Here is a 24,286-nt window from a genome sequence, read left to right on the forward strand (position 1 = left end):
ACCGATAGGCTTCACTCCGTGGTGGCGACTTTCCAAGCCAAAACGGAAAACACGCCATGCCAATGCATCCTCAAAGCTCATCTCTTCCCTATTTCGATCCTACCGTGGCGCAGACGCCGCCATGAAGATCATCTCGACGATTTTGCAGTCCTTCAAACAGCTGGAAGTGTTTCCTGGCTCAGGCAGACCTTCCGTCATGCCGGATGTACGAGAGCTGATTCTTGATCGTTATCCGTTCATTGCTCCTTACCGATTTTCTCAAGGAACAATACAAGTTTTACGAGTGCTCCATCAGCGAATGGAGCGCTCGCAAGATGGGTAGAAAGCACTCAGCCGCGACGACCTTGCCGCGACTGAATACCCGCCTGCTTCAAAACCGCGAAACACTCCTCATCGCATCCACCAGATACCTCATCGCAATACGGTCGCTCTCCGACAGTTCCCGATAGCGCTCCACCAGCTTCATCTCTTCGGAATTCAATCGACGTCTTCGCCGCCCACTGGCCAGGCACGGAAAGATTCCCAGTATTTCGGTGATGCCTTGTACTTTCGACATGGACGATGTCCTTCTCTACGTCAAAGAAACCTTCAAAAACCGCATCGCCCTCACCCTTTTTCAGCAGCGCCACGTGCCAACTGAACCGCACCGGCCCGAAGGGCATAAACCGGTCATGTGCACAGAATAGAAATAATCCGGGCGCTGAAAAGCGGTTTTTAGAGTAATTAGTCGAAAAAAGCAGAAATGCCCTGTAAATCAGAAAGCACTGTCGGAATTGTTTCCCGACATGTCTTGTTTCATTGCCGAACTAGCGCGGTGCCATCAATCAATTTTGCTCTGCTATCGAACGGTTTAAGCTAGCGGGCATCTGTTTAAAAGTCCGTTGCGTTTGGCCGAAGGCATGTCCGAACCGATATTTCTGATCCAGCACGTGCCAGGAACGGCGCGGGATTGTTCACGACAGGTTGTATTTATGCACCGCAGGAACTTGCTCAAAGCCTCCATGGCCATCGCGGCCTACACCGGTTTGTCCGCCACCGGCCTGCTTGCCGCCCGTGCCTGGGCTGCACCTGAGACCGCCGACGGTGAGGCCAGGGCCTTCGATTTCGAGGCGCTGAAAATGCAGGCCAGGCAGTTGGCCAACAAGCCCTATCAGGACACCAAACAGGTGCTGCCGCCGACCCTGGCAACCATGACTCCGCAAAACTTCAATGCGATCCGCTACGACGGTGAGCATTCGTTGTGGAAAGACAACAAGGGTCAGCTCGACGTGCAGTTCTTCCACGTCGGCATGGGTTTCAAGCAGCCGGTGCGCATGTACAGCGTCGATCCGAAGACCCGCATGGCGCGTGAAGTGCATTTCCGCCCGTCGCTGTTCAACTACGAAAACACTACGGTCGATACCAAGCAACTGACTGGCGACCTGGGTTTCTCCGGCTTCAAGCTGTTCAAGGCGCCGGAGCTGGACAAGCACGACGTGGTGTCCTTCCTTGGCGCCAGCTACTTCCGTGCGGTGGACGCTACCGGTCAGTACGGCTTGTCGGCCCGTGGTCTGGCGATCGACACCTACGCCAAGAAGCGTGAAGAATTCCCCGACTTCACCAAGTTCTGGTTCGAGACGCCGAACAAGGACAGCACCCGCTTCGTGGTCTACGCCCTGCTCGACTCGCCGAGCGCCACCGGCGCCTACCGTTTCGACATCGACTGCCAGGCCGAGCGCGTGGTGATGGAAGTCGACGCCCACGTGAATGCACGCACCGCCATCGATCAACTGGGCATCGCGCCAATGACCAGCATGTTCAGCTGCGGCACCCACGAACGCCGGATGTGCGACACCATCCACCCGCAAATCCACGACTCCGATCGCCTGGCGATGTGGCGCGGCAACGGCGAGTGGATCTGCCGCCCGCTGAACAACCCGGCCACCCTGCAATTCAACGCCTTCGCCGACACCGACCCTAAAGGCTTCGGCCTGGTGCAGACCGATCACGAATTCGCCAGCTATCAGGATACCGTCGACTGGTACAGCCGCCGCCCGAGCCTGTGGGTCGAACCGACCACGTCGTGGGGCGAAGGCTCGATCGATCTGCTGGAAATCCCTACCACCGGCGAAACCATGGACAACATCGTCGCCTTCTGGACCCCGAAGAAACCGGTGGCCGCCGGCGACTCGCTGAACTACGGCTACAAGCTTTATTGGAGCGCGTTGCCACCCGTGGGCACGCCGTTGGCGCGGGTCCACGCCACACGTTCGGGCATGGGCGGCTTCACCGAAGGCTGGGCGCCAGGCGAGCATTATCCGCCCGTCTGGGCACGGCGCTTTGCCGTGGACTTCAATGGTGGCGGCCTGGACCGTTTGCCTGAAGGCACGGGTATCGAGCCGGTGGTCACGTGTTCAAACGGCGAGGTCAAGGATTTCAGCGTGCTCAAGCTCGATGACATCAAGGGCTACCGCATCCTGTTCGACTGGTACCCGACCAATGACAGCGTCGCCCCCGTCGAGCTGCGCCTGTTCATCCGTACCAACGACCGCACGCTGAGTGAAACCTGGTTGTACCAGTACTTCCCGCCAGCGCCGGACAAGCGCAAATATCCGTGATCAGCAGGTAGCACCCTGCCACCATTCGGTTTTCCGAACGCGACCTCCGGGTCGGTTCGGATAACCGGATTTTCCAGCTTCAATATTCACGCAATAAAAGTTTAATTCCCTTATAAATCAATACATTAACTAATAAGCACTGGTCTGGCACGAGTCATGCTCTACACTTCTTCGACGGATGTCCTTTGCGCGCACTCTCAGTAGCGCTCTGGCATTTGCAGCACAAAAGGGCCGATCAACTGGCTCCATAAAAAAAACAATGTCGAGGAAAATTTGATGCGCATCGTTCCCCATATCCTGGGCGCAGCCATTGCTGCCGCTCTGATCAGCACGCCAGTTTTCGCCGCCGAACTCACCGGCACCCTGAAGAAGATCAAAGAGTCCGGTGTGATCACCCTCGGGCATCGTGACGCTTCCATTCCTTTCTCCTATATCGCAGACGCTTCCGGCAAACCGGTCGGCTACTCCCACGACATCCAGCTGAAAGTCGTCGAAGCGCTGAAAAAAGACCTGGACATGCCGAACCTTCAGGTCAAATACAACCTGGTCACCTCGCAGACGCGTATCCCGCTGGTGCAGAACGGCACCGTGGACCTCGAGTGCGGTTCCACCACCAACAACGTCGAGCGTCAGCAGCAAGTTGACTTCTCCGTCGGCATCTTCGAAATCGGTACTCGCCTGCTGTCCAAGGCAGATTCCAAGTACAAGGATTTCCCTGATCTGGCCGGCAAGAACGTCGTGACCACCGCAGGCACCACGTCCGAGCGCATCCTCAAGGCGATGAACGCCGACAAGCAAATGGGCATGAACGTCATTTCCGCCAAAGACCACGGCGAGTCCTTCCAGATGCTGGAAACCGGCCGTGCCGTGGCCTTCATGATGGACGACGCGCTTCTGGCCGGTGAAGCCGCCAAAGCCAAGAAAGCCACTGACTGGGCCGTAACCGGTACTCCACAGTCCTACGAAATCTACGGCTGCATGGTGCGCAAAGGCGACGCGCCGTTCAAAAAGGCTGTGGATGACGCCATCAAGGCCACCTACGCATCGGGCGAAATCAACAAGATCTACGAAAAATGGTTCATGGCGCCAATCCCGCCTAAAGGCCTGAACCTGAACTTCCCGATGAGCGACGAGCTCAAGGCTCTGATCGCCAATCCGACCGATAAAGCGGCTGACGACAAGAAGTCCTGATTTCTGACTAACCTTATCTCCTGAGAGGGCCGCTGCCCTTTCAGGAGGTTGTCACTCCCTGCTGGCATTTTTGGAAACACTCGGACCGGTGGCTGTCGAGCCGATCGCGTGTGCCTGACTCTCAAGTCGGGCGGGAACGGAGCTTCCCCCAAGCGGGTACTTGTACATCGATCGATCTGAGGGGAGACCCGAATGAATTACAACTGGGACTGGAGCGTGTTCTTCAAGTCCACCGGCGTGGGCAGCGAGACCTATCTCGACTGGTACGTGTCCGGTCTGGCCTGGACCATCGGTATCGCCATCGCGGCCTGGATCATCGCCCTGACACTGGGCTCGATCCTGGGCGTCATGCGTACCGTGCCGAACCGCATCGTATCGGGCATCGCCACCTGCTACGTCGAACTCTTCCGTAACGTGCCGCTGCTGGTGCAGCTGTTCATCTGGTACTTCCTGGTACCCGACCTGCTGCCGGCAGACCTGCAAGAGTGGTACAAGCAGGACCTGAACCCGACGACCTCGGCCTTCCTCAGCGTCGTCGTCTGCCTCGGCCTGTTCACCACCGCCCGCGTTTGCGAACAAGTGCGAACCGGTATCCAGGCCCTGCCAAAAGGCCAGGAATCCGCGGCCCGCGCCATGGGTTTCAAGCTGCCGCAGATCTACTGGAACGTGCTGCTGCCCCAGGCGTACCGGATCATCATTCCGCCGCTCACCTCGGAATTCCTGAACGTCTTCAAGAACACCTCCGTGGCCTCGCTGATCGGTTTGATGGAATTGCTCGCGCAGACCAAACAGACCGCCGAGTTCTCCGCCAACCTGTTCGAAGCTTTCACCCTGGCCACGCTGATCTACTTCACCCTGAACATGAGCCTGATGTTGCTGATGCGTATGGTCGAGAAGAAAGTCGCCGTACCGGGCCTGATTTCCGTAGGGGGTAAATGATGGAATTCGACTTCTCGGGCATCATCCCGTCCCTGCCGGGTTTGTGGAACGGCATGGTCATGACCTTGCAATTGATGGTGCTGGGCGTCATCGGCGGGATCATCCTCGGCACCATCCTGGCGTTGATGCGTCTGTCCCACAGCAAACTGCTGTCGAACATTGCCGGTGCCTACGTCAACTACTTCCGCTCGATCCCGTTGCTGCTGGTGATCACCTGGTTCTACCTGGCGGTGCCGTTCGTATTGCGCTGGATCACCGGTGAAGACACGCCGATCGGCGCGTTCGCCTCATGCATCGTGGCGTTCATGATGTTCGAAGCGGCGTACTTCTGCGAAATCGTCCGTGCCGGTGTGCAGTCGATTCCCAAGGGCCAGATGGGTGCTGCCCAGGCGCTGGGCATGACTTACGGCCAGATGATGCGTTTGATCATCCTGCCGCAAGCGTTCCGCAAGATGACGCCGTTGCTGCTGCAACAGAGCATCATCCTGTTTCAGGACACCTCGCTGGTTTACGCCGTCGGCCTGGTGGACTTCCTCAATGCTTCGCGCGCCAGTGGCGACATCATTGGCCGCTCCAATGAGTTCCTGATCTTCGCAGGTCTCGTGTACTTCATCATCAGCTTTTCCGCCTCGCTGCTGGTCAAGCGTCTGCAAAAAAGGTTCGCCGTATGATCTCTATCAAAAGCATCAACAAGTGGTATGGGGACTTCCAGGTACTGACTGACTGCAGCACCGAGGTCAAAAAAGGCGAAGTGATCGTGGTGTGCGGGCCCTCGGGTTCCGGCAAGTCGACCCTGATCAAGTGCGTCAACGCCCTGGAGCCGTTCCAGAAAGGCGACATCGTGGTTGATGGCACCTCCATTGCCGACCCGAAGACCAACCTGCCGAAACTGCGTTCGCGCGTGGGCATGGTGTTTCAGCACTTCGAGCTGTTCCCGCACCTGACCATCACCGAAAACCTGACCATCGCGCAGATCAAGGTGTTGGGCCGCAGCAAGGAAGAGGCCACCAAGAAAGGCCTGCAATTGCTCGAGCGTGTAGGTCTCTCGGCCCATGCCCACAAGCACCCGGGCCAACTGTCCGGTGGTCAGCAACAGCGTGTGGCGATTGCCCGTGCGCTGGCGATGGACCCGATCGTCATGCTGTTCGACGAACCGACCTCGGCGCTGGACCCGGAAATGGTCAACGAAGTGCTGGACGTGATGGTGCAACTGGCCCACGAAGGGATGACCATGATGTGCGTGACCCACGAAATGGGCTTCGCCCGTAAAGTGGCCGACCGCGTGATCTTCATGGACGCCGGCAAGATCATCGAAGACTGCAAGAAGGAAGAGTTCTTCGGCGACATCAGCCACCGCGCCGAGCGTACGCAGCACTTCCTCAACAAGATTCTGCAGCACTAAAAGCCACCACCGTCCCCTTGTAGGAGCTGGCTTGCCAGCGATGCGATCTCAACCTGACATCCCAGTCGTCAGGCACACCGCCATCGCCGGCAAGCCGGCTCCTACAGGGATTGGTGCAAAGTTCAGATTTGTGTTGTGGTTGACCCAAGGCATCTGTGATGAAATGCGACCCCGAACTTTACCGCGCCACGTCGCCATCACTCGCCGTGAAACCCCGTCTGATTCGCCATCTGTTCCTGCCGCCGCTGATCATCGCGCTGATGATCGGACTGGGTTACATCGGCTTCTGGGTCAGTGAGCATTACGGCATTCGCAGCCTCAGCGAAAACGGCCAGCGCCAGCTGGAACTGCATGCCCGTGCAGTGGAAAGCGAAATCAGCAAATACACCTACCTGCCCAGCCTGCTGGAACTCGAGACCAGTGTTTCCAGATTGCTGGCCGATCCGTCGCCGGAACACCGGCAAACGGTCAACGATTACCTCGAAGGCCTGAACCGGCGCAGCCGCAGTCGGGCCATTTATGTGATGGACACCACCGGTCGTGTCATGGCCACCAGCAACTGGCGCGATGTCGACAGTTACCTCGGTGAAGACCTGTCCTTCCGCGCCTATTTCCAGAACGCCGTGCGCGGTCAGCCCGGGCGTTTCTACGGCATCGGCAGCACCAACGGCGAACCCGGCTACTACCTGGCCCATGGCCTGGAAGAACACGGCAAGATCATCGGCGTCGCGGTGGTCAAGGTTCGCCTCGAGGCCATGGAAGAACGCTGGCAACGGGCGCGTCTGGAAGCCTTCGTCAGCGACGAGAACGGCATCATCATTCTCTCCAGCGATCCGGCGCGTCGCCTTAAATCCGTGGTGCCGCTAAGTGATGAGACCAAAGAGAAACTGGCCCGCAGCCTGCAGTACTACTGGTTCCCGCTGAACGAACTGCAACCGCTGGCCCGGGAAACCCTGTCCGAAGGCGTGGAAAAACTCACCTTCCCGGCCAACAGCGAACTGGTCTCCGACGATGAAAACATCAGTTATCTGTCGCAAACCCGGCCTTTGAGCGATACCCCCTGGAACTTCACCCTGTTGACGCCGCTGCAGGACTTGCGCCGCGAAACGATCAATCAGGGGATTCTGGTGGCGGTGGCGTTTGCCCTCGTGGCGTTCCTGTTGATTGCCTGGAACGAGCGGCGCAAGGTGATCGCCACTCGCCTCGCAGCCCGGGAAGCCTTGCAGGAAGCCAACAATCAACTGGAGCGTCGGATTACCGAACGCACCGTCGACCTGCGCGCCAGCAACGAACGGCTCAAGGGCCAGATCCGCGAACGACGTCATGCCGAAGAGACCTTGCGCCACGCCCAGGATGAACTGGTGCAGGCCGGAAAACTCGCGGCCATTGGCCAGATGTCCACCAGCATCGCCCACGAATTGAACCAGCCACTGGCGGCGCTGCGCACGCTGTCCGGGAATACCGTGCGCTTTTTGGAGCGTGGCCAACTCGACGTGGCCAGTACCAACCTCAAAACCATCAATGAACTGATCGACCGCATGGGCCGCATCACCGCCAGCCTGCGCTCCTTCGCCCGGCGCGGTGACGACAAGGGCCAGGCGTGCCTGGGCAAAGGTGTGGAGGCGGCGTTGCAGTTGCTCGATGGACGCATGAAAAACACGCAGTTGCATCGCCTTTTCGAAGAGGTACAGGTGCAAATCGACCAGACCCGCCTCGAACAGATTCTGGTCAACCTGATCGGCAACGCCCTCGACGCGATGCAGGCGCAACCGCAACCCGAGCTTTGGCTTGAGGGTGAAGCGTTCGATGGCAAGTATCGACTGCGGGTGCGTGACAACGGCCACGGCATCGACGCCGAAGCGCGCAAGCATTTGTTCGAACCTTTCTTCACCACCAAACCCGGCGAACAAGGCCTGGGCCTTGGCCTGACCCTTTCCGCCAGCCTGGCTGCCGCCACCGGCGGTCATTTGGGTGTTGAGCACCCCGCCAGCGGTGGTACCGCATTCGTCCTCAGTTTACCGTTGGTAAGCCCCACTCCCGCCGAGCCAATATGAACAACGACCTTAGTGTATTGATCGTCGAAGACGACCCCCATGTACTGCTCGGCTGCCAACAGGCGCTGACCCTGGAAGACATTCCGTGCATCGGCGTGGGCAGTGCCGAAGAAGCGCTGGAGCGGGTCGGCGACAACTTTGCCGGCATCGTCATCAGCGACATTCGCCTGCCGGGCATCGATGGCCTGGAGTTGCTGGGCCGTCTCAAGGAGCGTGACCGCAGTTTGCCGGTGGTGCTGATCACCGGCCACGGCGACATCTCCATGGCCGTCGGCGCGATGCAGAAAGGCGCCTACGACTTCATGGAGAAACCCTTCTCCCCGGAACGCCTGGTGGATGTGGCCCGTCGCGCACTGGAGCAACGCAGCCTGGCGCGGGAAGTGTCGTCGTTGCGGCGGCAACTGGCTGAACGCGATTCCCTTGAAGGACGGATCATCGGTCGCTCGCCGGCGATGCAAAACTTGCGTGAACTGATTGCCAACGTCGCCGACACTTCAGCCAACGTGCTGATCGAGGGCGAAACCGGCACTGGCAAGGAACTGGTCGCCCGCTGCCTGCATGACTTCAGCCGTCGTCACACCAGGCAATTCGTGGCGCTGAACTGCGGCGGCCTGCCGGAGAATCTGTTCGAAAGCGAAATTTTCGGCCACGAGGCCAACGCCTTCACCGGCGCCGGCAAACGGCGGATCGGCAAGATCGAACACGCCGACGGTGGCACGCTGTTCCTCGACGAAGTGGAAAGCATGCCCCTGCCCTTGCAGATCAAACTGCTGCGGGTTTTACAGGAGCGCACCCTTGAACGCCTCGGCTCGAACCAGAGCGTGGCGGTGGATTGCCGGGTGATCGCGGCGACTAAATCCGACCTCGTCGAATCGAGCAAGGCCGGCGAATTCCGCAGCGACCTGTATTACCGCCTCAACGTGGTGACCCTGGAACTGCCGCCGTTGCGCGAACGCCGCGAAGACATCCTGCAACTGTTCGAATATTTCTTGCAGCAGTCGTCCCTGCGCTTTGACCGGATCGCGCCGGAGCTGGATAACCAGACCGTCTCGAACCTGATGAGCCACGACTGGCCGGGCAACGTGCGCGAACTGCGCAACGTCGCCGAGCGCTTTGCCCTCGGCCTGCCGGCGTTCAAGAAAACCGGCGCGGGCGTGAGTGCGCAAGGCCTGGCATTCGCCGAAGCGGTAGAAGCGTTCGAACGCAACCTGTTGAGCGATGCCTTGCAGCGCAGCGGCGGCAACCTGACCCAGGCCAGCCAGGAACTGGGCATGGCCAAGACCACCTTGTTCGACAAAGTGAAGAAGTACGGGTTGAGCCACTGAGAAGTGCAAACCCTGTAGGAGCCGGCTTGCTGGCGATAGCGACTACACAGTCAGCATTGATGTGACTGGTACACCGCCATCGCCAGCAAGCCGGCGCCTGCAGGTTTAGCGTCCGTAGACGTTCTCGAGCTGGGCCTGGGTCAGCGCATCCTCAAACGGCACCGGCACCGACTTCACCGCGCCATAGAGGTTGCGATAACGCCAGTAATTACCGTTGTTCGCCAATTGATAGCCACGCTCGACCACACGCTGACCATCGATCACATAACGCAAGGTTTCCTGCGCGGCCGGTGGCGGAGTCGGTTGCATCAGGTCCGTGGCCAGAACGCGCATGGATTCGTCGATGCACTCGTCGAGCACCGCAGTGACTTTTGCCAGTTCGAGACTGCCGTCATCGATGCATTGGCTGCCGCAACCACGGATCGGCTGGCTGGTCACTTCGATGCGCATGCGGTACAGCGCCGAACCGGCGATGTCCTGGACCTGGACCTGATTGACCAGCACAAAGCTGCCGCGATCCGGGGTCAGCATCAGTTTCGGCTCGATCAACAAACGCGCCGTGACCTGACCTTCGCCCTGCTTGAGCCCGGCCACATGCGAGGCGTGCTGATAGCGTTGCTGCAAGCGTTCCTGCAAGGGCACGCCGGCGAGCAGATCCGCCATGGGTCGTGAGTCCTTGAGGGCGGATTTTTCCGCATCACGCTGCAAGGTGCCGCTGCCCATCTGGGTGTTGACCAGACTGGCCACCAACACGCCCGCCAACCCGGCACTGGTGCCCGAGTTGAGCAACAAGGCCTGACTCGACGACGCAGCCTTGAGCGCGTCTTTGCTATCAATCACGGTGCTGGCCCCGACGAAAGCTTGCGGCACCTGCACATCGACCTTGAGCCCGTGTGCCTGAACGTAAGGCAACGCGCCCTGATCCTTGAAACCGGCCTCGGGAGCCGGTTTCTGCGCGCAGCCACCCAGCATCAGCAGGGCCAGCGCGCTGGCCGCTACGATAGAGCGCTTCATTTGGCGAACGGGGTGATCATTTGCTGACGGCTGTTATCCACAGCCTGGTAGAACGCGTTGGACAGGTTGGTGTAGGTCGGCTCGTCCCACTCGCCCTGTGCGGCCTGGATCGCGGCAAATGGCTGGAACCACAGCAGTTTGTTGTCGGCCAGATCAACCACCATGCCCTGCCCGCCGACCTGCGCCATCGGCACGCTGGTGGGCACGATGCTGTAGTAGCTGCGGGTCGCACCGGTGGCCGTGACATACACCAGCAGCAGGCGATCGACGCCGTATTTGGCTTTCATCGGGGTCAGGTCTTTGATCGTGTAGCCTTCGCGGAACTTGGTTTCCTTGTAGGCCTTCAGGTCGATCTTGTCGTCGATGCGCTTGGCTTTGTAACCCTTGGCCTGCAACTTGGCGACGATGGCATCCGGCAGGGTGTCGAAATCGCGCACTTGCCAGGTTTTGACGTTGTCGCTGAGCTTGCTGTTGACGCCCGCGTTGATTGCGTAATCGAGAAGCCCCTGATTACCGGTCAAGGCCAGTACCGGCGGCGGCAATTCGCTGATGGCGACGCCGATGGTCGGCTCCTTCGCATCCCAGAATTGTTGGTCGAGCGGTACGGGAGGTTGTACGTTGGCGCAGCCGGTCAGGGTCAGGCAGGCGAGCAATGTGAGTGCAGCGATGGTGCGTAGAGCGTGGAATGGCATGGATCAAGTCCCTATGATTGAAAGTCGCTGCCTGTATCGGCAGCGACGGCGCAATCAATAGTGGCACATTGATATATTTTTGACGACAGGATCCTGTCATCTGACTGCCGGTGCGTTAAAGGAGGTTGTGGTCGGCCACCGGGTCGATCTGCGCCCAATGGGACGTGTCTTCGCGGTGTTCGCGCAAATAGGGCAGAACCGCCGCCAGCAACGGCGCCTTGAACGCCTCCTGAAAACGATGGGCCAGCCCTGGAATCAGCTTCAACTGACTGCCGCGCAAATGCGCCGCCAGGTGCACGCCATGCATCACCGGCAACAACGGATCGGCGGTGCCATGCACCACCAGCGCCGGGACCCGCAATTGGTTAAGCAGCGCCACGCGACTCGGCTCGGCGAGGATCGCCATGATCTGCCGTTTCACCCCTTCGGGATTGAACGCCCGGTCATAGGACAGCGCCGCCTGATGCAGCAGGACCTCGCGATCATCCGTCACTGTCGGACTGCCCAACGCCGCCAGCAAGTCGGCCTGCTGCTCCAGGGCGACCTCGCGATTGAGCGCTCCGCGACGCGAGAGCAATTGCACCAGCGCCGCACTTGGCGCCGGCAAACCTTCGGCACCGGACGTGGTCATGATCAGGGTCAGGCTCTCGACCCGCTGCGGCGCCATGGCCGCCATATGCTGGGCGATCATCCCGCCCATGCTCGCGCCCAGCACGTGGAATTGCTCGATGTGCAACGCGTCCATCAGGCCCAGGCCGTCGCTCGCCATGTCGGTCAACGAATACGGTGCCGACACCGGCAAACCCAGTTTGTAGCGCAGCACTTCGAAGGTCAGGTTGGCCTCAAGCGGCGCCTGCCGCCAGGTCGACAGGCCGACATCGCGATTGTCATAACGGATCACCCGAAAACCCTGCTGACACAGCGCTACCACCACCTCGTCGGGCCAATGAATCAGTTGCCCGCCCAGGCCCATCACCAGCAGCAATGCCGGGTCCGACGCGCGACCGATGCTCTGGTACGCCAGGCTCACCTGATCCAGATCGACCCGTTCGGTCGGAACATTGACATCGCAGCGAGACGCCGCCAATGACGGCAGGCCGAACACAATAGCGGCCAAACATACAAGGCTTGATAAGAAAACACGCATGAAGAAACACCGAAACGCAGAACCCCAGTAGAGCGCGAGTCTGATGAAGTTTGTTCAAGCGCGCTGCCACAGTTCCATGACAGTTTGATGAAGAGTGCCGGGCGGTCATCTCCCGTCACGATAACTATGTACCGCCAGCCCTCTTGACGGCTGACCTCTAATGGCCGCTCGACCGCCCATTGGAGATACATCTCATGCTCGATTCACGTCCATCAACCCCCGATGACTTTGGCCTTGCCGACGTTTGGAAACCCGCTGCGGATCTGAACCTTTTGCTCAGTGCCTCGGCGCGCTGGAATGACTGCCACGATCAGTGGCTCGCCCTTATGGCACAGAGCCCGCCGTCGTCATCCCCGGCGGATGGGTGGCAGGCGCGCGCACGTGGTACTGACGTTTCGCGCAAGGTACAAGCCATTCGGCTGTATCGACAGCATTTCGAGGCGTCTAGCCAGCTGGCCTTCGCCCAAGGCAGCCTCAACGTAGAACAGATGCAAGCGTTGCAGGCACTCATCGATCCGGTACCCGCAGCAACGCGCAAGCAAACTGTTGATGTTGAACAAGTGCAACTCAAAGGCGCCAGTGGCGCGTATACACAATTGTCCGGCGCACTGGTCATTACCCTGAAAGCGGACCAACCGGCCGCTCGGTTGCTGTACGTACCGTCTGCGTCGCCCGCCTGGATGAGCTTTGACAACCGTAACGATCTGGAACGCTGGCTCATCGAACAGCAGCCGCAGTTGCTCGGCCAACCCCGGCTTGCGACGGACGCCATCACCGTCGGTTTCGTCGCGCTTGACGCTCCTGAGCTGGAGCAGAGTGCTGAATCCCTGCTGACACGATTGTCCAGCCTTCCGGCGGATCGACGGCGCAACGAAATGGTTTTTGCCTTGCCCCCCGACCTGCCGGAAACAGACGCGTTCGAAAGTCCTGCGCTCTTCGGCCAACTGAGCCCCGACATTCCACTGGGCATTCGGCTCAGCACGTTGACGCAACAACAATCTGCACTGGAGGACCTGCTCGGCCACGACTTTCAAGGCGATCACAAAGATCAGCGCCTGCAACGACTGCAACAGCAACTCGACGCACTCACCGCCGCCGAGCAAGACAGCAACGTCGCCGCGACGGCACTTCTGCACACCAACACGGCGCAGCAGATGCTGGAGTTGCGTCATCAGTCGAACCCGCATTACCGCGCCCTCTACCAGGCACGCCTGTCCGGTCTGCGCGCGGAGGCCGAACTGCAATTGAGCCTGAAGCAGATCAGCCGTGATGAGTACCAATGGCTCAAGTCCGTGCTGGATGCTCCCGACCAGCCCCGCCCGGCCGATGTGGTCGTCGCCCGGGTGATGCTGTCGGCGACCGAGACCGAAGGGCAAACCACCCGGACTCAAAGCCAGGAACTGGCCGGTGTGTTGCTGTTTACCCATCCATCGACGTTGCTGCAGTCCTCGCCCCACAGCCTGTTGCTTTATTGGCCTGGGCAATTCGGCGGCCTGCAACGGTTCGCCTCTCGCCAGGCCCTGGAACAGTCATTGTTCAAACTCGCGGCCAACGACACCACGCAGGCACTGCAACTCTTGGCACTGAGTGGCAACCCGTTCGAAGAATCGCTGCAAATGCAGCTCTACGCCTGTATACAAGAGGTGTCGCAGCTGATGACTGACAACCCTGTCCCCTCTCATGCCAGCCAACGCGCGGCGAAACTGGACGGCCTGCGCGAACAAGCCCTCGCCCGTCTGACCGTGCCCATCGCCACGGCCCGAGAACGGGCTTACGCGCACATCGTCGAGCAAAACCACAGCGGCGCCCTGGCAGGTCAATTGCCGGCCTGGCTTGCCTCATTACCGCAGACTCATCGCGATCAGATTAAAGCGTTGTTCACGTCGTATATCGCTGCGATGAAGCGCTCCCACGCGTTGCTTGAACGCGAACTTCCTCCCCGTGGCGCATTCAGCCAAAAGGTCATCGACGCCCGCCTGTGCCAGGAATTCAGTCTCACGCAAAACGTCGAGGTGCTGCTGGATGTCCCCGACTCCACGACCTGGCGCAAAGTGCTGATTGAGGGCGCTGCACCGGGGACCCCTCAGCGTAATACGCTGATCCCCAGCGCGCAGCGGAGCAAGCTGTCGCTCGCCGAACTGGCGCAAAGCAATATCGACCAGGCGATGTGGTGGCGATTGTCGTTGATGGAGGTCGAAGTCAGCGGCGGCGATGAAACAGAACGCGAAAACCTGAAAACCGGCATCAGCGAAACCTGGCTGCGCAAATGGGTCACCGAGCTGGACCTGGCCGGGAAATATGAAACGCTGATCCGCGAGACGTTCCTCGGCCCGCCGGGCGAACCTGCGTTCAGCCGCGCATACCGTCGGGAATGCCTGAGCGAACCCTGGCGCCTGATGCTCAAACTGCAAGGCGAGTTCGCTCTGTTGCAACGAGACATCAAAGCTGACGGCCAGCAAGTGCTGGAAATCGCCATCGACGCCAACAGTCGCGAAGCTTACACCGCCAACGGCAAACGCATCGTGCTACTGCCCGCACACCTGACCGTGGGCGGTGAGGACACACAACATCAGGGGCCGACCACCCTGGCCGGCGTCACGTTCATCGAGGAGCAGATCAACGGCTTGACCCTGCTCTATCTTCCCGACAGCCCCGACGGGGTGTTTCTGCGCCAGTACGACAACCTGGAAGACGCGCGCAAGGCGCTGTACAACCTGTGCCTGCACACAAACATGATCAACTACCTGGCCGGACGTGCCTTGTCCGGGGATTTCGCCCGTCACGTCAGCCGGATCAATCAGGCGTTGCTGAAAAATTTCGACGCGATCATCGGCACGGGCACAGCCTGGCCTGCAACCACCTCCCTGGCCGCACACTTGCTCAATGTGCATATGGGCCGATTGCTGGAGGCACACAGGACGACATCGCGCTCTAACGACGCGTTGTACCTGGAGGGTGTCGCGTTGCAATCCGGCGCGATGTTCAACTACCTGAAAATGGCGCTGGGGATGGTGCCCTTCGTTGGCAGCGCCATTGCGCTCTATGACGCCTGGAACAGTGCCAACCTGGCGGTCGCTGCTTTTCTGCGCGGTGAGGTCGGCCATGGCCTGGCCGAAGTGGAAGCGGTGTTGCTGTCCTTGATTGATGCGGCGATGGACATTCTTCCCGCCGTCGCCGCCACTTCCGGCGGTGCACGCTCACTTACGCGCCTGCGCCAGTTGAAAAGCGCGGCTAAAGTCCCGGGCGGTTTGCAGACCTCGACGCCACGGCAGGCCCGGCGCACTCTGGAACGCTTCAAGGGCTATGAGTACGAACACGAGATTTCCCTCGCCGGCCTGCAACCGGGCACCGAAGGCATTTATCGCAACGTATATCGACACGCCGACGGCGACTTCATGCTCAGCCAGGGACGCCTCTACCGCATCGAATGGACCCCGAATCCGCCGCAATGGCGGTTAAGCACAACGCGCGCACGAACTTACCGACAACCTGTCGCCCTCGACGAGGCCGGCCACTGGAACACCCACTACGCGGTATACGGCACGGTCACTGCCGGTGGCGGTGTCGGCGGCGGTGCAGTGCTCGGGCACATGGCCGACGGCCTGGACCCGCTGTGGCCCGCCGCCATTCGGCGAATGCTGCCGCGCTGGTGGACGGATCGGGCCTTGCGCCGGCAATTGACCTTGACCAATACGGCCGAGGCTTACCTGCGACGACTCGAAAGCCAGACCCGCAGCTCCAACGCCACCCTGGAGCACTATTTCAACCTCGAACCCAACCAGCGCCAGCCCCTTAGAGCCAACGCAGACATCGCCTGCGTGAACGACATCGACCTTGCACAGGCCCAATACCTGAACCTTGAAGAATTGATGCTGTTCAGCCATGGCCGAAAGCGCGTGCAGATCGAAGACTTTCAAAGTCGCTGCGCCTGGATCATCGCCCAGCGCACGGTGCGGCGCATCGGCCTGGTCAAGGAGCGTCTGGTAGAGCATATGGACCGTATCGGTCAACTGGTTGCCCGATCGGACGCTACGCCCTACAGCGATACAGCGGCACACGTGCAACTGATGGCGCAACGGACAGAGATACGAAAAGCTTTTATCAAGGACTTTGACCAGCTTCATACGTACGTCGCAGACGCCAATCGATGGAATAGCCGAATCACCAATCGCGCGCAAAAAGCCAAGATGACCCAAGACATGACCCTCGTTAACGAGAAGTTCAGCGATGCCAATCACCACTACCTCAAAGCGGCGCATGAACTGGAGATCATCACTCACTACAGCGCCGTCAACGACCAGTCCTGGGTCTACTTTCACGTACAGTTGAAACAGGCCCGGATGAAGGTCGGACGCGCCATGCTGACGCAACATCACTTGCCTGAAGTGCGCGCCACTTTTAGCCAACGCAACAAAGTGCTTGAAGACTGCCTGGCGACATACACCGAGTTTCGCCGCAATCTCGGCGCCTGGTCGCTGGGTTATCCCCAGCACCTGGATCTGGAGCAAGTGACCGCGTTTCTCGACGACCTGGCAAAAATCGAAGAGTTCGCTCGCCATGCCATCAAGACACGCCCCTCCACCACAGTAAAAGCGGGAAACGCCGGGAAACATCTGTTCGAGACCGAGGACAACCAATGGCTCATCGGCGTTGCCAGCACAGATGCCGTGACCCGGCAAAAGCGCTTCACCATCGAAGGGGTCGATGGCCACACGGAAACCTGGTTACCCCGCTCCGCCAGCGGTAAATATCACCTCAGCGAACCCGTGAGTACGGCATCAACGGAGCTCGCCACCGATATCACCCCGTTGCTGGTGGAGGCCAAGACCAGGCTCGGCAGGGTGGACGCCTACAAAAGCAAGGTCGAAGGCTACGCTCGGCAGGACATGCTGCCGGTCGACCTTGAACACATGATGGGCAGCGAAGCCACGGAATTGAAGATGCGTGCCCAGGCCATCGAACGGTTGTCGTCCTCGGAACCGGTGGTGCTGCAATTGCGCAATCGTGCCGATGAGCTGTCCAGCGCCGGCCGCACGCTACGAATAGACCAGACCGTGAACAGCAAAACCCCGACCGAGGGATATCTGGACTATCTACTGGAACAACGGGCGGTGGACATTCGCAAGGAAGGCGGACTGCGGGATATAGGCAAGCGCCCGGATGGACGCCGGGACTTTCTGCAGGAATATGAAGTGCGCGATCTGACCCGAGAGCCGGCGCGAACCTTGTGGTATGCGCACTTTCATTACACCTCGGCCAAGCCTGGGTTCAACGACTTCGTCAAAGCGCATCTGAAACTGCCGGAACAACGCAACCTCGGTTTGCAGTGGCAGCAAGCGCAGGCCGGAAGTGCTGCCCACGTGCAGCCGATCTGGCGCGGCGACATCGGCAAACCCATGGGTACCAAACACTTTTCCGAGCTCTGAACACCTTGCAGGAGCCGGCTTGCTGGCGATGGCGTTTTGTCAGGCGACATTTGTGTCGACTGTACCCGCGCTAACGCCAGCAAGCCGGCTCCTACAGGTGGAGCGGCGGTCAGGCCAGTTGACTGCGCAACTGCCGCGCCGCCGCCACCATGTTCACCAACGCCGCTTCGGTCTCTGGCCAGGCGCGGGTTTTCAGGCCGCAATCGGGGTTGACCCACAAGCGCTCGGCCGGAATGCGCTGCACGGCTTTTACCATCAACTTGACCATCTCGGCCGTGTCCGGCACCCGTGGCGAGTGGATGTCGTAGACACCCGGGCCGATGTCGTTCGGGTAGTCGAACGCCTTGAAAGCTTCCAGCAGCTCCATGTCCGAACGCGAGGTTTCGATGGTGATGACGTCGGCATCCATCGCCGCGATAGCCTCGATCACGTCGTTGAATTCGCTGTAGCACATGTGGGTGTGGATCTGGGTTTCGTCCCGCACACCACTGGCGCTCAAACGGAACGCCTCCACCGCCCAATCCAGGTATTCCTGCCATTGCGCCCGACGCAGCGGCAGGCCTTCGCGGAATGCAGCTTCGTCGATCTGTACGATCTTGATACCGGCGGCTTCCAGATCCAGCACTTCGTCGCGCAGAGCCAAAGCCAGCTGTTGCGCCTGGACTTTGCGCGACACGTCTTCACGCGGGAACGACCACATCAGCATGGTCACGGGACCGGTGAGCATGCCTTTCATGACCTTGTCGGTCTGGCCCTGCGCATAGCTGATCCAGTCGACAGTCATGGCTTTCGGGCGACTCAGGTCGCCATAGATGATCGCCGGTTTCACGCAGCGCGAACCGTAGCTCTGTACCCAGCCGAAACGGGTGAAGGCATAACCGTCCAGCTGCTCGGCGAAGTACTCGACCATGTCGTTGCGTTCGGCTTCGCCGTGCACCAGCACGTCCAGCCCCAAGCGTTCCTGAATCTGCACGGCATGGCGGATTTCGTGGTGCATGGCGTCGGTGTAATCGTTGGCCGACAACTTGCCTTGCTTGTACGCCTGACGCGCCAGGCGAATCGAACCGGTCTGCGGAAACGAGCCGATGGTGGTGGTCGGGAATGTCGGCAGTTTCAGCCTGGCACGCTGCTGCTCGATGCGCTTGGCAAACGGCGAATGACGTTGGCTGTGGTGGGGGCCAATCGCCGCGATACGTGCCTGCACTGCAGTTTTGTGGATGCGTGGCGACTCGGCGCGGCTGACTTGAATGGCGCGACTTTCGGCCAGGGCCGCTTGCACCTTGGGCGCTTGCGGATCGTTCAAGGCATCGCGCAGTACCGCGATTTCCCCACACTTTTGCACGGCAAATGCCAGCCAGCTTTTCAGTTCCGGGTCGAGCTTGTCTTCGCGCTCCAGATCCACCGGGCTGTGCAGCAGCGAACAGGAACTGCTGACCCACAGATTGTCGCCAAAACGTTCCTGGGCAAATTGCAGTTGTGCCAGCACTGGCTCCAGCTCACAGCGCCAGACGTTGCGCCCGTTAACCAGCCCTACCGAAAGAATCTTGTAGATCGGCAGGCGATCGAGCACGTGCAGCAACTGGTCGGGCGCACGCACCGCATCGATGTGCAGGCCTTGCACCGGCAGGCCGACGGCCAGGCCGAGGTTGTCTTGCAGGCCGCTGAAGTAGGTCGCCAGCAGTTTCTTCAGCGGTGAATATTGGAGGATGTGGTAAGCGCGCTCGAAGGCGTTTTTCCATTCCTGCGGCAGGTCGAGGGTCAGGATCGGTTCGTCGATCTGCACCCACTCCACGCCCTGTGCAGCAAGACGGCCGAGGATCTCGCCGTAGATCGGCAACAGGCGTTCCAGCAGGTCGAGCTTGTCGAAGTCGTTGCCTTTCGCCTTGCCCAGCCACAGGTAAGTCAAAGGGCCGATGATCACCGGTTTGACGGTATGGCCCAGCGCCTTGGCTTCGTCGACCTCGTCGAACAGCTGTTCCCAGCTCAGCTTGAATGTTTGATGTGCCGTGAATTCCGGGACCAGGTAGTGGTAGTTGGTGTCGAACCATTTGGTCAATTCTTGCGCGTATTGCGCCTGGCTGTGTTCACCGCCGCAGCAGGTTGCGGTGGCGCCACGGGCCATGGCGAACAGCGTGTCGAGGGTCGGCAGGCCGCGCTCATCCTTGGTGTTGTCGAAACGCTCGGGGATTACCCCAAAGGTCAGGGAGTGGGTCAGCACCTGGTCGTACCAGGCGAAGTCGCCGACCGGCAGCAGGTCGATGCCGGCATCCTTCTGCAACTGCCAGTGGGTAGCGCGCAACTGGCGACCGACGCTGTTGAGTGCGCGCGGATCGATGTCACCCTTCCAGTAGGCTTCGAGGGCTTTTTTCAGTTCGCGGTCGGCGCCGATGCGCGGGAAACCAAGGGTGTGGGCCACGGCCATGTCGAAGGTGCTCCTGTGTAAAAGATGGCGCTATTGTCGACAGCCAGGGCAACATGAGACAAACTCAACCTTTTCGTGTTGATCACAAGTTTTCCTCATGGAGCCCCACGGTGCTTGAAATCCGTCACCTCAAGACCCTGCACGCCTTGCGCGAAGCCGACAGCCTGGTGGATGCAGCCGACCGCTTGCACCTGACCCAATCGGCGCTGTCCCACCAGTTCAAGGAGCTGGAAGAGCGCATGGGCATGCCGCTGTTCGTGCGCAAGACCAAACCGGTGCGCTTCACCAGCGCCGGTTTGCGCCTGCTGCAACTGGCCGACGCCACCCTGCCGCTGCTGCGCGCCGCCGAGCGCGACATTGCGCGACTGGCCGGCGGCACCGCCGGGCGTTTGCACATGGCCATCGAATGCCACAGCTGCTTCCAGTGGCTGATGCCGACCATCGACCAGTTCCGCGATGCCTGGCCGGAGGTCGAGCTGGACCTGGCGTCGGGTTTCTCTTTCGCACCCTTGCCAGCCTTGGCCCGTGGCGACCTGGACCTGGTGGTGACGTCCGATCCGGTGGATCTGGTTGGCATTACCTATGTGCCGCTGTTCACTTACGAAGCGATGCTCGCCGTGGCCAACCAGCACAAACTGGCGAGCAAGGCCTACATCGTCCCGGAAGATTTGCTGACGGAAACCTTGATTACCTATCCGGTGGAAAGGGATCGCCTCGACATCTTCACCCGCTTCCTTGAACCCGCCGACGTCGAACCGGCCCAGGTCCGCACGTCGGAACTGACGGTGATGATGATGCAACTGGTGGCGAGCGGACGCGGTGTATGCGGCATGCCCCATTGGGCGCTGCACGAATACAGCTCACGGGGTTATGTGAAGGCCAAGCGCCTGGGCGAGAAAGGTCTGTTCGCGACGCTATATGCGGCCATTCGGGCGGACATGCTGGATGCGCCGTACATGCGTGACTTCTTGCTGACGGCGAAAGACACGTCGTTCTCGACCCTGGACGGGGTCAGCGCCGTTCGTTGAATCCTGTAGGAGCCGGCTTGCTGGCGATGGCGGTGTATCAGGCGACATCGTTGTTGTCTGATACACCGCTATCGCCGGCAAGCCGGCGCCTGCAGGGGTTGTGGTGGATTTAGAGTTCGCGCCACATGTGGATCTTGTCGAAGTATTCCTCACCGACACGCACCGCCATCGGCTCAAGACCGAACTGGATGAAGCCGCAGCGCCGGTACAGATTGAACGCCGCATCATTGCCCGCGGTGACGGTCAACTTGATCAACCGCAGCCCTTGATGCGCCCGCGCCTGCGCCAGAACCGCCTCCACCAATTGAACACCGAGCCCACGCTGACGCACATTGGCGGACACATACATGCCAAACAGCGTAGCCTTGTGTCGAGCCTTTTCCCGAGGTTCGAACGCCAGCCCGACGATACCGGCCAACTTGCCCTCCTCGAACGCGCCAAAAACCACATCGAGCTTGCTGGTCAGGCGCGACTCCCACCATTGCAATGGCATGGCCGCCCGTTCGCGCACGCTGGAGGTGAACGCCTGCGGGTGACGGTCATAGGCTTCCAGCATCAATTCCCGGTAAGCCAGGGCGTGACTGGCGTCCAGTCGTTCGATCCACATGTTCACGCCGTCCTGCGCTGCTCAAGCATCAAGCGCAGTGCCAGACCGCCCAGCACGAAGCCCATGAAGTAACGCTGCATCGCCAGCCAGGTCGGGTTGTTGACGAACCACGAGGCGATGCCCGCCGCGAATAGCGCAATCATCAGGTTGACGCAGAAACTGACGCTGATCTGGGTCAGGCCCAACACAATACTTTGGGTGAACACCGAACCGTGTTCCGGAGTGATGAACTGCGGAAAGACCGAGAGATAGAACACCGCGATTTTCGGGTTCAAGGCGCTGGTCAGAAAGCCCATGGTGATCAGTTTTCGCGCAGAGTCCGGCGGCAACTGCTGGGCTTCGAATGGCGACCGCGCACCGGGTTTGACCGCCTGCCAGGCCAGCCACAACAGGTACAAAGCGCCCGCCCATTTCAGCACTTCATAAGCCATCGGCACCGCCAGGAACACCGCGGTCAAACCGGCCGCCGCCGCAAACAGATGCACGAAGAAACCCGCGACCACGCCGAGCAAGGACGTCACACCCGCCTTGCGCCCCTGGCAGATCGAACGGGAGATCAGATAGATCATGTTCGGCCCCGGCGTCAGCACCATCAGCAACGCGGCGGCAGCAAAAATCAGCAGGTCTTGAATCGGGATCATGGGCGAAGTCCCTTGCGTGATGATCAGGCAATCGCGGTCAGCGATGCTCGATAAAACGGCAGGATCAGGTCCCGTGTCAATGGCGCCAGAACGACATCGCCATCGGTGGCCGGATCGATCCAGAGCACTTCTTCGATCTCCGCCGCCGGGGTGACGTCCGAATCAATGCTCAGCTGAAAAAGCTCGGCGTGTACGACAAAGCCCGGCTCGTTCGCGGCCGGTGCCGAGAAATGACCGAGGTAAACGGCCTGTGCCGGGTCAATGTCCAGACCCAACTCTTCTTCCAGCTCTCGTGCCAAGGCGTGGACCGGCAACTCATGGGGCTCGATCTTGCCACCCGGTTGCATGAATGCCGTGGTGCCACGCTTGCGCACCAGCAGGGTACGGCCGTCGGGACCGATCAGCAGGGCGGCGGCGATGTGGATAAGAGTCGAATCGTTAGGGGCTACCTCGGTGGAAAAACTCATTGTTTGGCACGGGTCCATGCTGACGGGTGCATAGGATCCCATGCCTCAATGGCACCGCCAAGGATTGAATCCTGATAGAAACGGAATGCTCCGCCAGCAAGCCCAGAAATTTCCCACGTTCGAGTTTGATAGCGTGCCCAATCGCCAAAAACGCTGCCAATGGAACGTCAAGCATGTCCGATATATCGACACTGAAAGAAAAAATCGATACCAATACTTTTTATCTCGTCCTCCTGACGATCGTGACGGCAGGGGCTTACATGTATATCTGGCTATACAAGGCCTCCACCGCAATCGAAGAAGTGACGCATATCAAGGTAATGAGTAAGGGTTTTCTGATTGGATATCTGATTACCGTGACCTGGGTTTATGTGGCTGCTCTCTTCATCAGCCTTCTAATTCCGGGATTGAGTCTTTTGTGGGCCGTTACGGTTTGGTTGCTTGCCGTGGTTTGGTGCTTCCGAGTACGAAGGGCGCTCAGGATCTACACCATGACCAAACACGGTTTTGAACCGCGTATAAATCGCGTCTTTTCGGTGCTATTCACCTTCTATCACATCAACTACTGCATCAACGCCCTGGCCCGCGACAAAAACAAAAACGAGCGAAAGAAACCGTTGATTGACAGCTCAGTGGAGGCTTGAGTCGATAAGAGGCGAGATTGTCCTCGCTCAACGCGGACCATTGTAGGAGCGGCAGCAGGCAGCGATCTTTTGATCTTGATCGTTACCACGCAGAGTGGAACGATCGGTGGATCAGCGCGCAGGAATCAGCAGCTCACGCAATTCATCCGCATACTCAACCTTCTCCCTCGGCAGCTTCAGCCGATGGTCATCCAGATAACGATAATCCTGGCGCGCCGCCGTCAACTGGCTCAGGTCCAGTTCGACCGCAAACTGCCCTTCTTCGCGCCCAGCCTCCAACAACAGAGCGCCGACCAGCACCCGCAGGTATTCGCCGAATGCCCAGGCGAAGACGGCGGCCCCGACCCGTTGTTCAAGGATTACCTGCGCGCCTGTACCTGCTCGATCCGTTCTACATCGCCTGCCGCGAACAATCGCGCACCGGTTTGTATCGTTTGTCGGAGGTGGCGCCGGAGCATTTCGAACTCACCGAGTACTATCAACGATACTTTCGTGTGAATGTCGTGGCCGACGAAATCCAGTTAAATTGTCAGCTCGAAGGCGACCGCACGTTGTGCCTGTTACAAGAAACACCTATACAGCAAGCTGGGGATCAAGTCCCAGTCGGAGCTGTTTTCGATTTTTCTGCAGGCACAAAATGCCTTATAACCCGTGCATTGCAGGACACCTGTGGCGAGGGAGCTTGCTCCC

General features: G+C 59.7%; 19 protein-coding genes and 2 pseudogenes. 12 read left to right on the forward strand and 9 right to left on the reverse strand.

The features are described 5' to 3' along the window. Positions 1-121: 121 nt before the first annotated feature. A complete protein-coding gene (locus KHO07_RS23320) occupies positions 122-322 on the forward strand; it encodes a type II toxin-antitoxin system RelE/ParE family toxin (RefSeq protein ID WP_212625658.1) in 201 nt (66 codons plus the stop codon). 48 nt (positions 323-370) lie between these two features. On the opposite strand, the gene KHO07_RS23325 is transcribed toward KHO07_RS23320, so the two are convergent. Beyond that, positions 371-556 carry a hypothetical protein gene (locus KHO07_RS23325; protein ID WP_075946689.1) on the reverse strand — a complete coding sequence of 62 codons (186 nt, stop codon included), beginning with the start codon at positions 554-556 and terminating at the stop codon, positions 371-373. A 415-nt stretch (positions 557-971) separates the two neighbouring features. On the opposite strand from KHO07_RS23325, the gene KHO07_RS23330 reads away from it, so the two are divergent. The 7 genes from KHO07_RS23330 (at position 972) to KHO07_RS23360 (ending at position 9,508) form a co-directional block, all read left to right on the forward strand. Next, positions 972-2,597, forward strand: a complete 1,626-nt coding sequence (locus KHO07_RS23330; protein ID WP_150732052.1) for a glucan biosynthesis protein D — start codon at positions 972-974, stop codon at positions 2,595-2,597. 276 nt (positions 2,598-2,873) lie between these two features. After that, entirely contained in the window at positions 2,874-3,788 is a 915-nt protein-coding gene (locus KHO07_RS23335) for a glutamate/aspartate ABC transporter substrate-binding protein (protein WP_150732051.1), read from the forward strand. A 192-nt stretch (positions 3,789-3,980) separates the two neighbouring features. Beyond that, positions 3,981-4,727 carry an amino acid ABC transporter permease gene (locus tag KHO07_RS23340; RefSeq protein ID WP_075946686.1) on the forward strand — a complete coding sequence of 249 codons (747 nt, stop codon included), beginning with the start codon at positions 3,981-3,983 and terminating at the stop codon, positions 4,725-4,727. Beyond that, positions 4,727-5,398, forward strand: a complete 672-nt coding sequence (locus KHO07_RS23345; protein ID WP_150732050.1) for an ABC transporter permease subunit — start codon at positions 4,727-4,729, stop codon at positions 5,396-5,398. Before KHO07_RS23340 ends, KHO07_RS23345 begins: the two co-directional genes overlap by 1 nt. Next, entirely contained in the window at positions 5,395-6,129 is a 735-nt protein-coding gene (locus KHO07_RS23350; protein ID WP_007975082.1) for an amino acid ABC transporter ATP-binding protein, read from the forward strand. The genes KHO07_RS23345 and KHO07_RS23350 overlap by 4 nt, the downstream gene beginning before the upstream one ends. Before the next feature lie 158 nt (positions 6,130-6,287). After that, positions 6,288-8,183 (forward strand): ATP-binding protein, encoded by a 1,896-nt coding sequence (locus tag KHO07_RS23355; RefSeq protein WP_212625659.1) that lies wholly within the window; start codon positions 6,288-6,290, stop codon positions 8,181-8,183. Positions 8,184-8,227: 44 nt separating this feature from the next. Next, a complete protein-coding gene (locus KHO07_RS23360; protein ID WP_244858322.1) occupies positions 8,228-9,508 on the forward strand; it encodes a sigma-54 dependent transcriptional regulator in 1,281 nt (426 codons plus the stop codon). A 105-nt stretch (positions 9,509-9,613) separates the two neighbouring features. Here the strand turns inward: KHO07_RS23360 and KHO07_RS23365 are convergent, their stop codons facing one another. From KHO07_RS23365 to KHO07_RS23375, 3 genes are all read right to left on the reverse strand, one after another. Beyond that, positions 9,614-10,522, reverse strand: coding sequence for a hypothetical protein (locus KHO07_RS23365; RefSeq protein ID WP_212625660.1), 909 nt, complete (start codon positions 10,520-10,522; stop codon positions 9,614-9,616). Continuing rightward, on the reverse strand, positions 10,519-11,214 hold the full coding sequence (locus KHO07_RS23370) for a hypothetical protein (RefSeq protein WP_075946681.1): 696 nt from the start codon (positions 11,212-11,214) through the stop codon (positions 10,519-10,521). Before KHO07_RS23370 ends, KHO07_RS23365 begins: the two co-directional genes overlap by 4 nt. Positions 11,215-11,329: 115 nt before the next feature. Beyond that, on the reverse strand, positions 11,330-12,361 hold the full coding sequence (locus KHO07_RS23375; RefSeq protein ID WP_212625661.1) for an alpha/beta hydrolase: 1,032 nt from the start codon (positions 12,359-12,361) through the stop codon (positions 11,330-11,332). A 194-nt stretch (positions 12,362-12,555) separates the two neighbouring features. Here KHO07_RS23375 and KHO07_RS23380 point away from each other — a divergent pair, with 194 nt between their 5' ends. Beyond that, positions 12,556-17,787 carry a DUF6543 domain-containing protein gene (locus tag KHO07_RS23380; RefSeq protein ID WP_212625662.1) on the forward strand — a complete coding sequence of 1,744 codons (5,232 nt, stop codon included), beginning with the start codon at positions 12,556-12,558 and terminating at the stop codon, positions 17,785-17,787. A 109-nt stretch (positions 17,788-17,896) separates the two neighbouring features. Here the strand turns inward: KHO07_RS23380 and metE are convergent, their stop codons facing one another. Then, positions 17,897-20,209, reverse strand: coding sequence for a 5-methyltetrahydropteroyltriglutamate--homocysteine S-methyltransferase (gene metE / locus KHO07_RS23385; protein WP_212625663.1), 2,313 nt, complete (start codon positions 20,207-20,209; stop codon positions 17,897-17,899). Between the two features lie 110 nt (positions 20,210-20,319). Here metE and metR point away from each other — a divergent pair, with 110 nt between their 5' ends. Next, positions 20,320-21,237: a transcriptional regulator MetR gene (gene metR / locus KHO07_RS23390; protein ID WP_056855241.1), complete on the forward strand. Its 918-nt coding sequence runs from the start codon at positions 20,320-20,322 to the stop codon at positions 21,235-21,237. Positions 21,238-21,346: 109 nt separating this feature from the next. On the opposite strand, the gene KHO07_RS23395 is transcribed toward metR, so the two are convergent. From KHO07_RS23395 to KHO07_RS23405, 3 genes are read right to left on the reverse strand one after another with little or no spacing between them, the layout of a single operon-like run. Next, positions 21,347-21,844 (reverse strand): GNAT family N-acetyltransferase, encoded by a 498-nt coding sequence (locus tag KHO07_RS23395; RefSeq protein WP_150732043.1) that lies wholly within the window; start codon positions 21,842-21,844, stop codon positions 21,347-21,349. Between the two features lie 2 nt (positions 21,845-21,846). Then, complete coding sequence (locus KHO07_RS23400) at positions 21,847-22,485, reverse strand: LysE family translocator (RefSeq protein ID WP_212625664.1); 639 nt, start codon at positions 22,483-22,485, stop codon at positions 21,847-21,849. A gap of 23 nt (positions 22,486-22,508) precedes the next feature. After that, positions 22,509-22,952, reverse strand: coding sequence for an NUDIX domain-containing protein (locus tag KHO07_RS23405; protein WP_212625665.1), 444 nt, complete (start codon positions 22,950-22,952; stop codon positions 22,509-22,511). A 173-nt stretch (positions 22,953-23,125) separates the two neighbouring features. Between KHO07_RS23405 and KHO07_RS23410 the strand changes: the two genes are divergently transcribed. Further along, on the forward strand, positions 23,126-23,596 hold the full coding sequence (locus tag KHO07_RS23410; protein ID WP_150732040.1) for a hypothetical protein: 471 nt from the start codon (positions 23,126-23,128) through the stop codon (positions 23,594-23,596). A 111-nt stretch (positions 23,597-23,707) separates the two neighbouring features. Here the strand turns inward: KHO07_RS23410 and KHO07_RS23415 are convergent. Continuing rightward, positions 23,708-23,890, reverse strand: a pseudogene (locus KHO07_RS23415) (carbon-nitrogen hydrolase); the annotation flags it as partial. Between KHO07_RS23415 and KHO07_RS23420 the strand changes: the two are divergent. After that, positions 23,882-24,244: pseudogene (locus tag KHO07_RS23420) on the forward strand (hypothetical protein); the annotation flags it as partial. The pseudogenes KHO07_RS23415 and KHO07_RS23420 overlap by 9 nt on opposite strands. Positions 24,245-24,286 lie beyond the last annotated feature (42 nt).

The sequence above is a fragment of the Pseudomonas sp. PP3 genome (genome assembly GCF_905336995.1).
In the GTDB taxonomy this organism is placed as follows: Bacteria; Pseudomonadota; Gammaproteobacteria; order Pseudomonadales; family Pseudomonadaceae; genus Aquipseudomonas; species Aquipseudomonas reinekei.

Bases quoted from the DNA above. Each gene is read 5' to 3' on its own strand.
- KHO07_RS23400 (WP_212625664.1), bottom strand. From the start codon at position 22,485: ATGATCCCGATTCAAGACCTGCTGATTTTTGCTGCCGCCGCGTTGCTG.
- KHO07_RS23380 (WP_212625662.1), top strand. From the start codon at position 12,556: ATGCTCGATTCACGTCCATCAACCCCCGATGACTTTGGCCTTGCCGAC.
- KHO07_RS23375 (WP_212625661.1), bottom strand. From the start codon at position 12,361: ATGCGTGTTTTCTTATCAAGCCTTGTATGTTTGGCCGCTATTGTGTTC.
- KHO07_RS23320 (WP_212625658.1), top strand. From the start codon at position 122: ATGAAGATCATCTCGACGATTTTGCAGTCCTTCAAACAGCTGGAAGTG.
- KHO07_RS23370 (WP_075946681.1), bottom strand. From the start codon at position 11,214: ATGCCATTCCACGCTCTACGCACCATCGCTGCACTCACATTGCTCGCC.
- metE (WP_212625663.1), bottom strand. From the start codon at position 20,209: ATGGCCGTGGCCCACACCCTTGGTTTCCCGCGCATCGGCGCCGACCGC.
- KHO07_RS23350 (WP_007975082.1), top strand. From the start codon at position 5,395: ATGATCTCTATCAAAAGCATCAACAAGTGGTATGGGGACTTCCAGGTA.
- KHO07_RS23325 (WP_075946689.1), bottom strand. From the start codon at position 556: ATGTCGAAAGTACAAGGCATCACCGAAATACTGGGAATCTTTCCGTGC.
- KHO07_RS23405 (WP_212625665.1), bottom strand. From the start codon at position 22,952: ATGAGTTTTTCCACCGAGGTAGCCCCTAACGATTCGACTCTTATCCAC.
- KHO07_RS23410 (WP_150732040.1), top strand. From the start codon at position 23,126: ATGTCCGATATATCGACACTGAAAGAAAAAATCGATACCAATACTTTT.
- KHO07_RS23395 (WP_150732043.1), bottom strand. From the start codon at position 21,844: ATGTGGATCGAACGACTGGACGCCAGTCACGCCCTGGCTTACCGGGAA.
- KHO07_RS23345 (WP_150732050.1), top strand. From the start codon at position 4,727: ATGGAATTCGACTTCTCGGGCATCATCCCGTCCCTGCCGGGTTTGTGG.
- KHO07_RS23335 (WP_150732051.1), top strand. From the start codon at position 2,874: ATGCGCATCGTTCCCCATATCCTGGGCGCAGCCATTGCTGCCGCTCTG.
- KHO07_RS23365 (WP_212625660.1), bottom strand. From the start codon at position 10,522: ATGAAGCGCTCTATCGTAGCGGCCAGCGCGCTGGCCCTGCTGATGCTG.
- KHO07_RS23330 (WP_150732052.1), top strand. From the start codon at position 972: ATGCACCGCAGGAACTTGCTCAAAGCCTCCATGGCCATCGCGGCCTAC.
- KHO07_RS23340 (WP_075946686.1), top strand. From the start codon at position 3,981: ATGAATTACAACTGGGACTGGAGCGTGTTCTTCAAGTCCACCGGCGTG.
- KHO07_RS23355 (WP_212625659.1), top strand. From the start codon at position 6,288: ATGAAATGCGACCCCGAACTTTACCGCGCCACGTCGCCATCACTCGCC.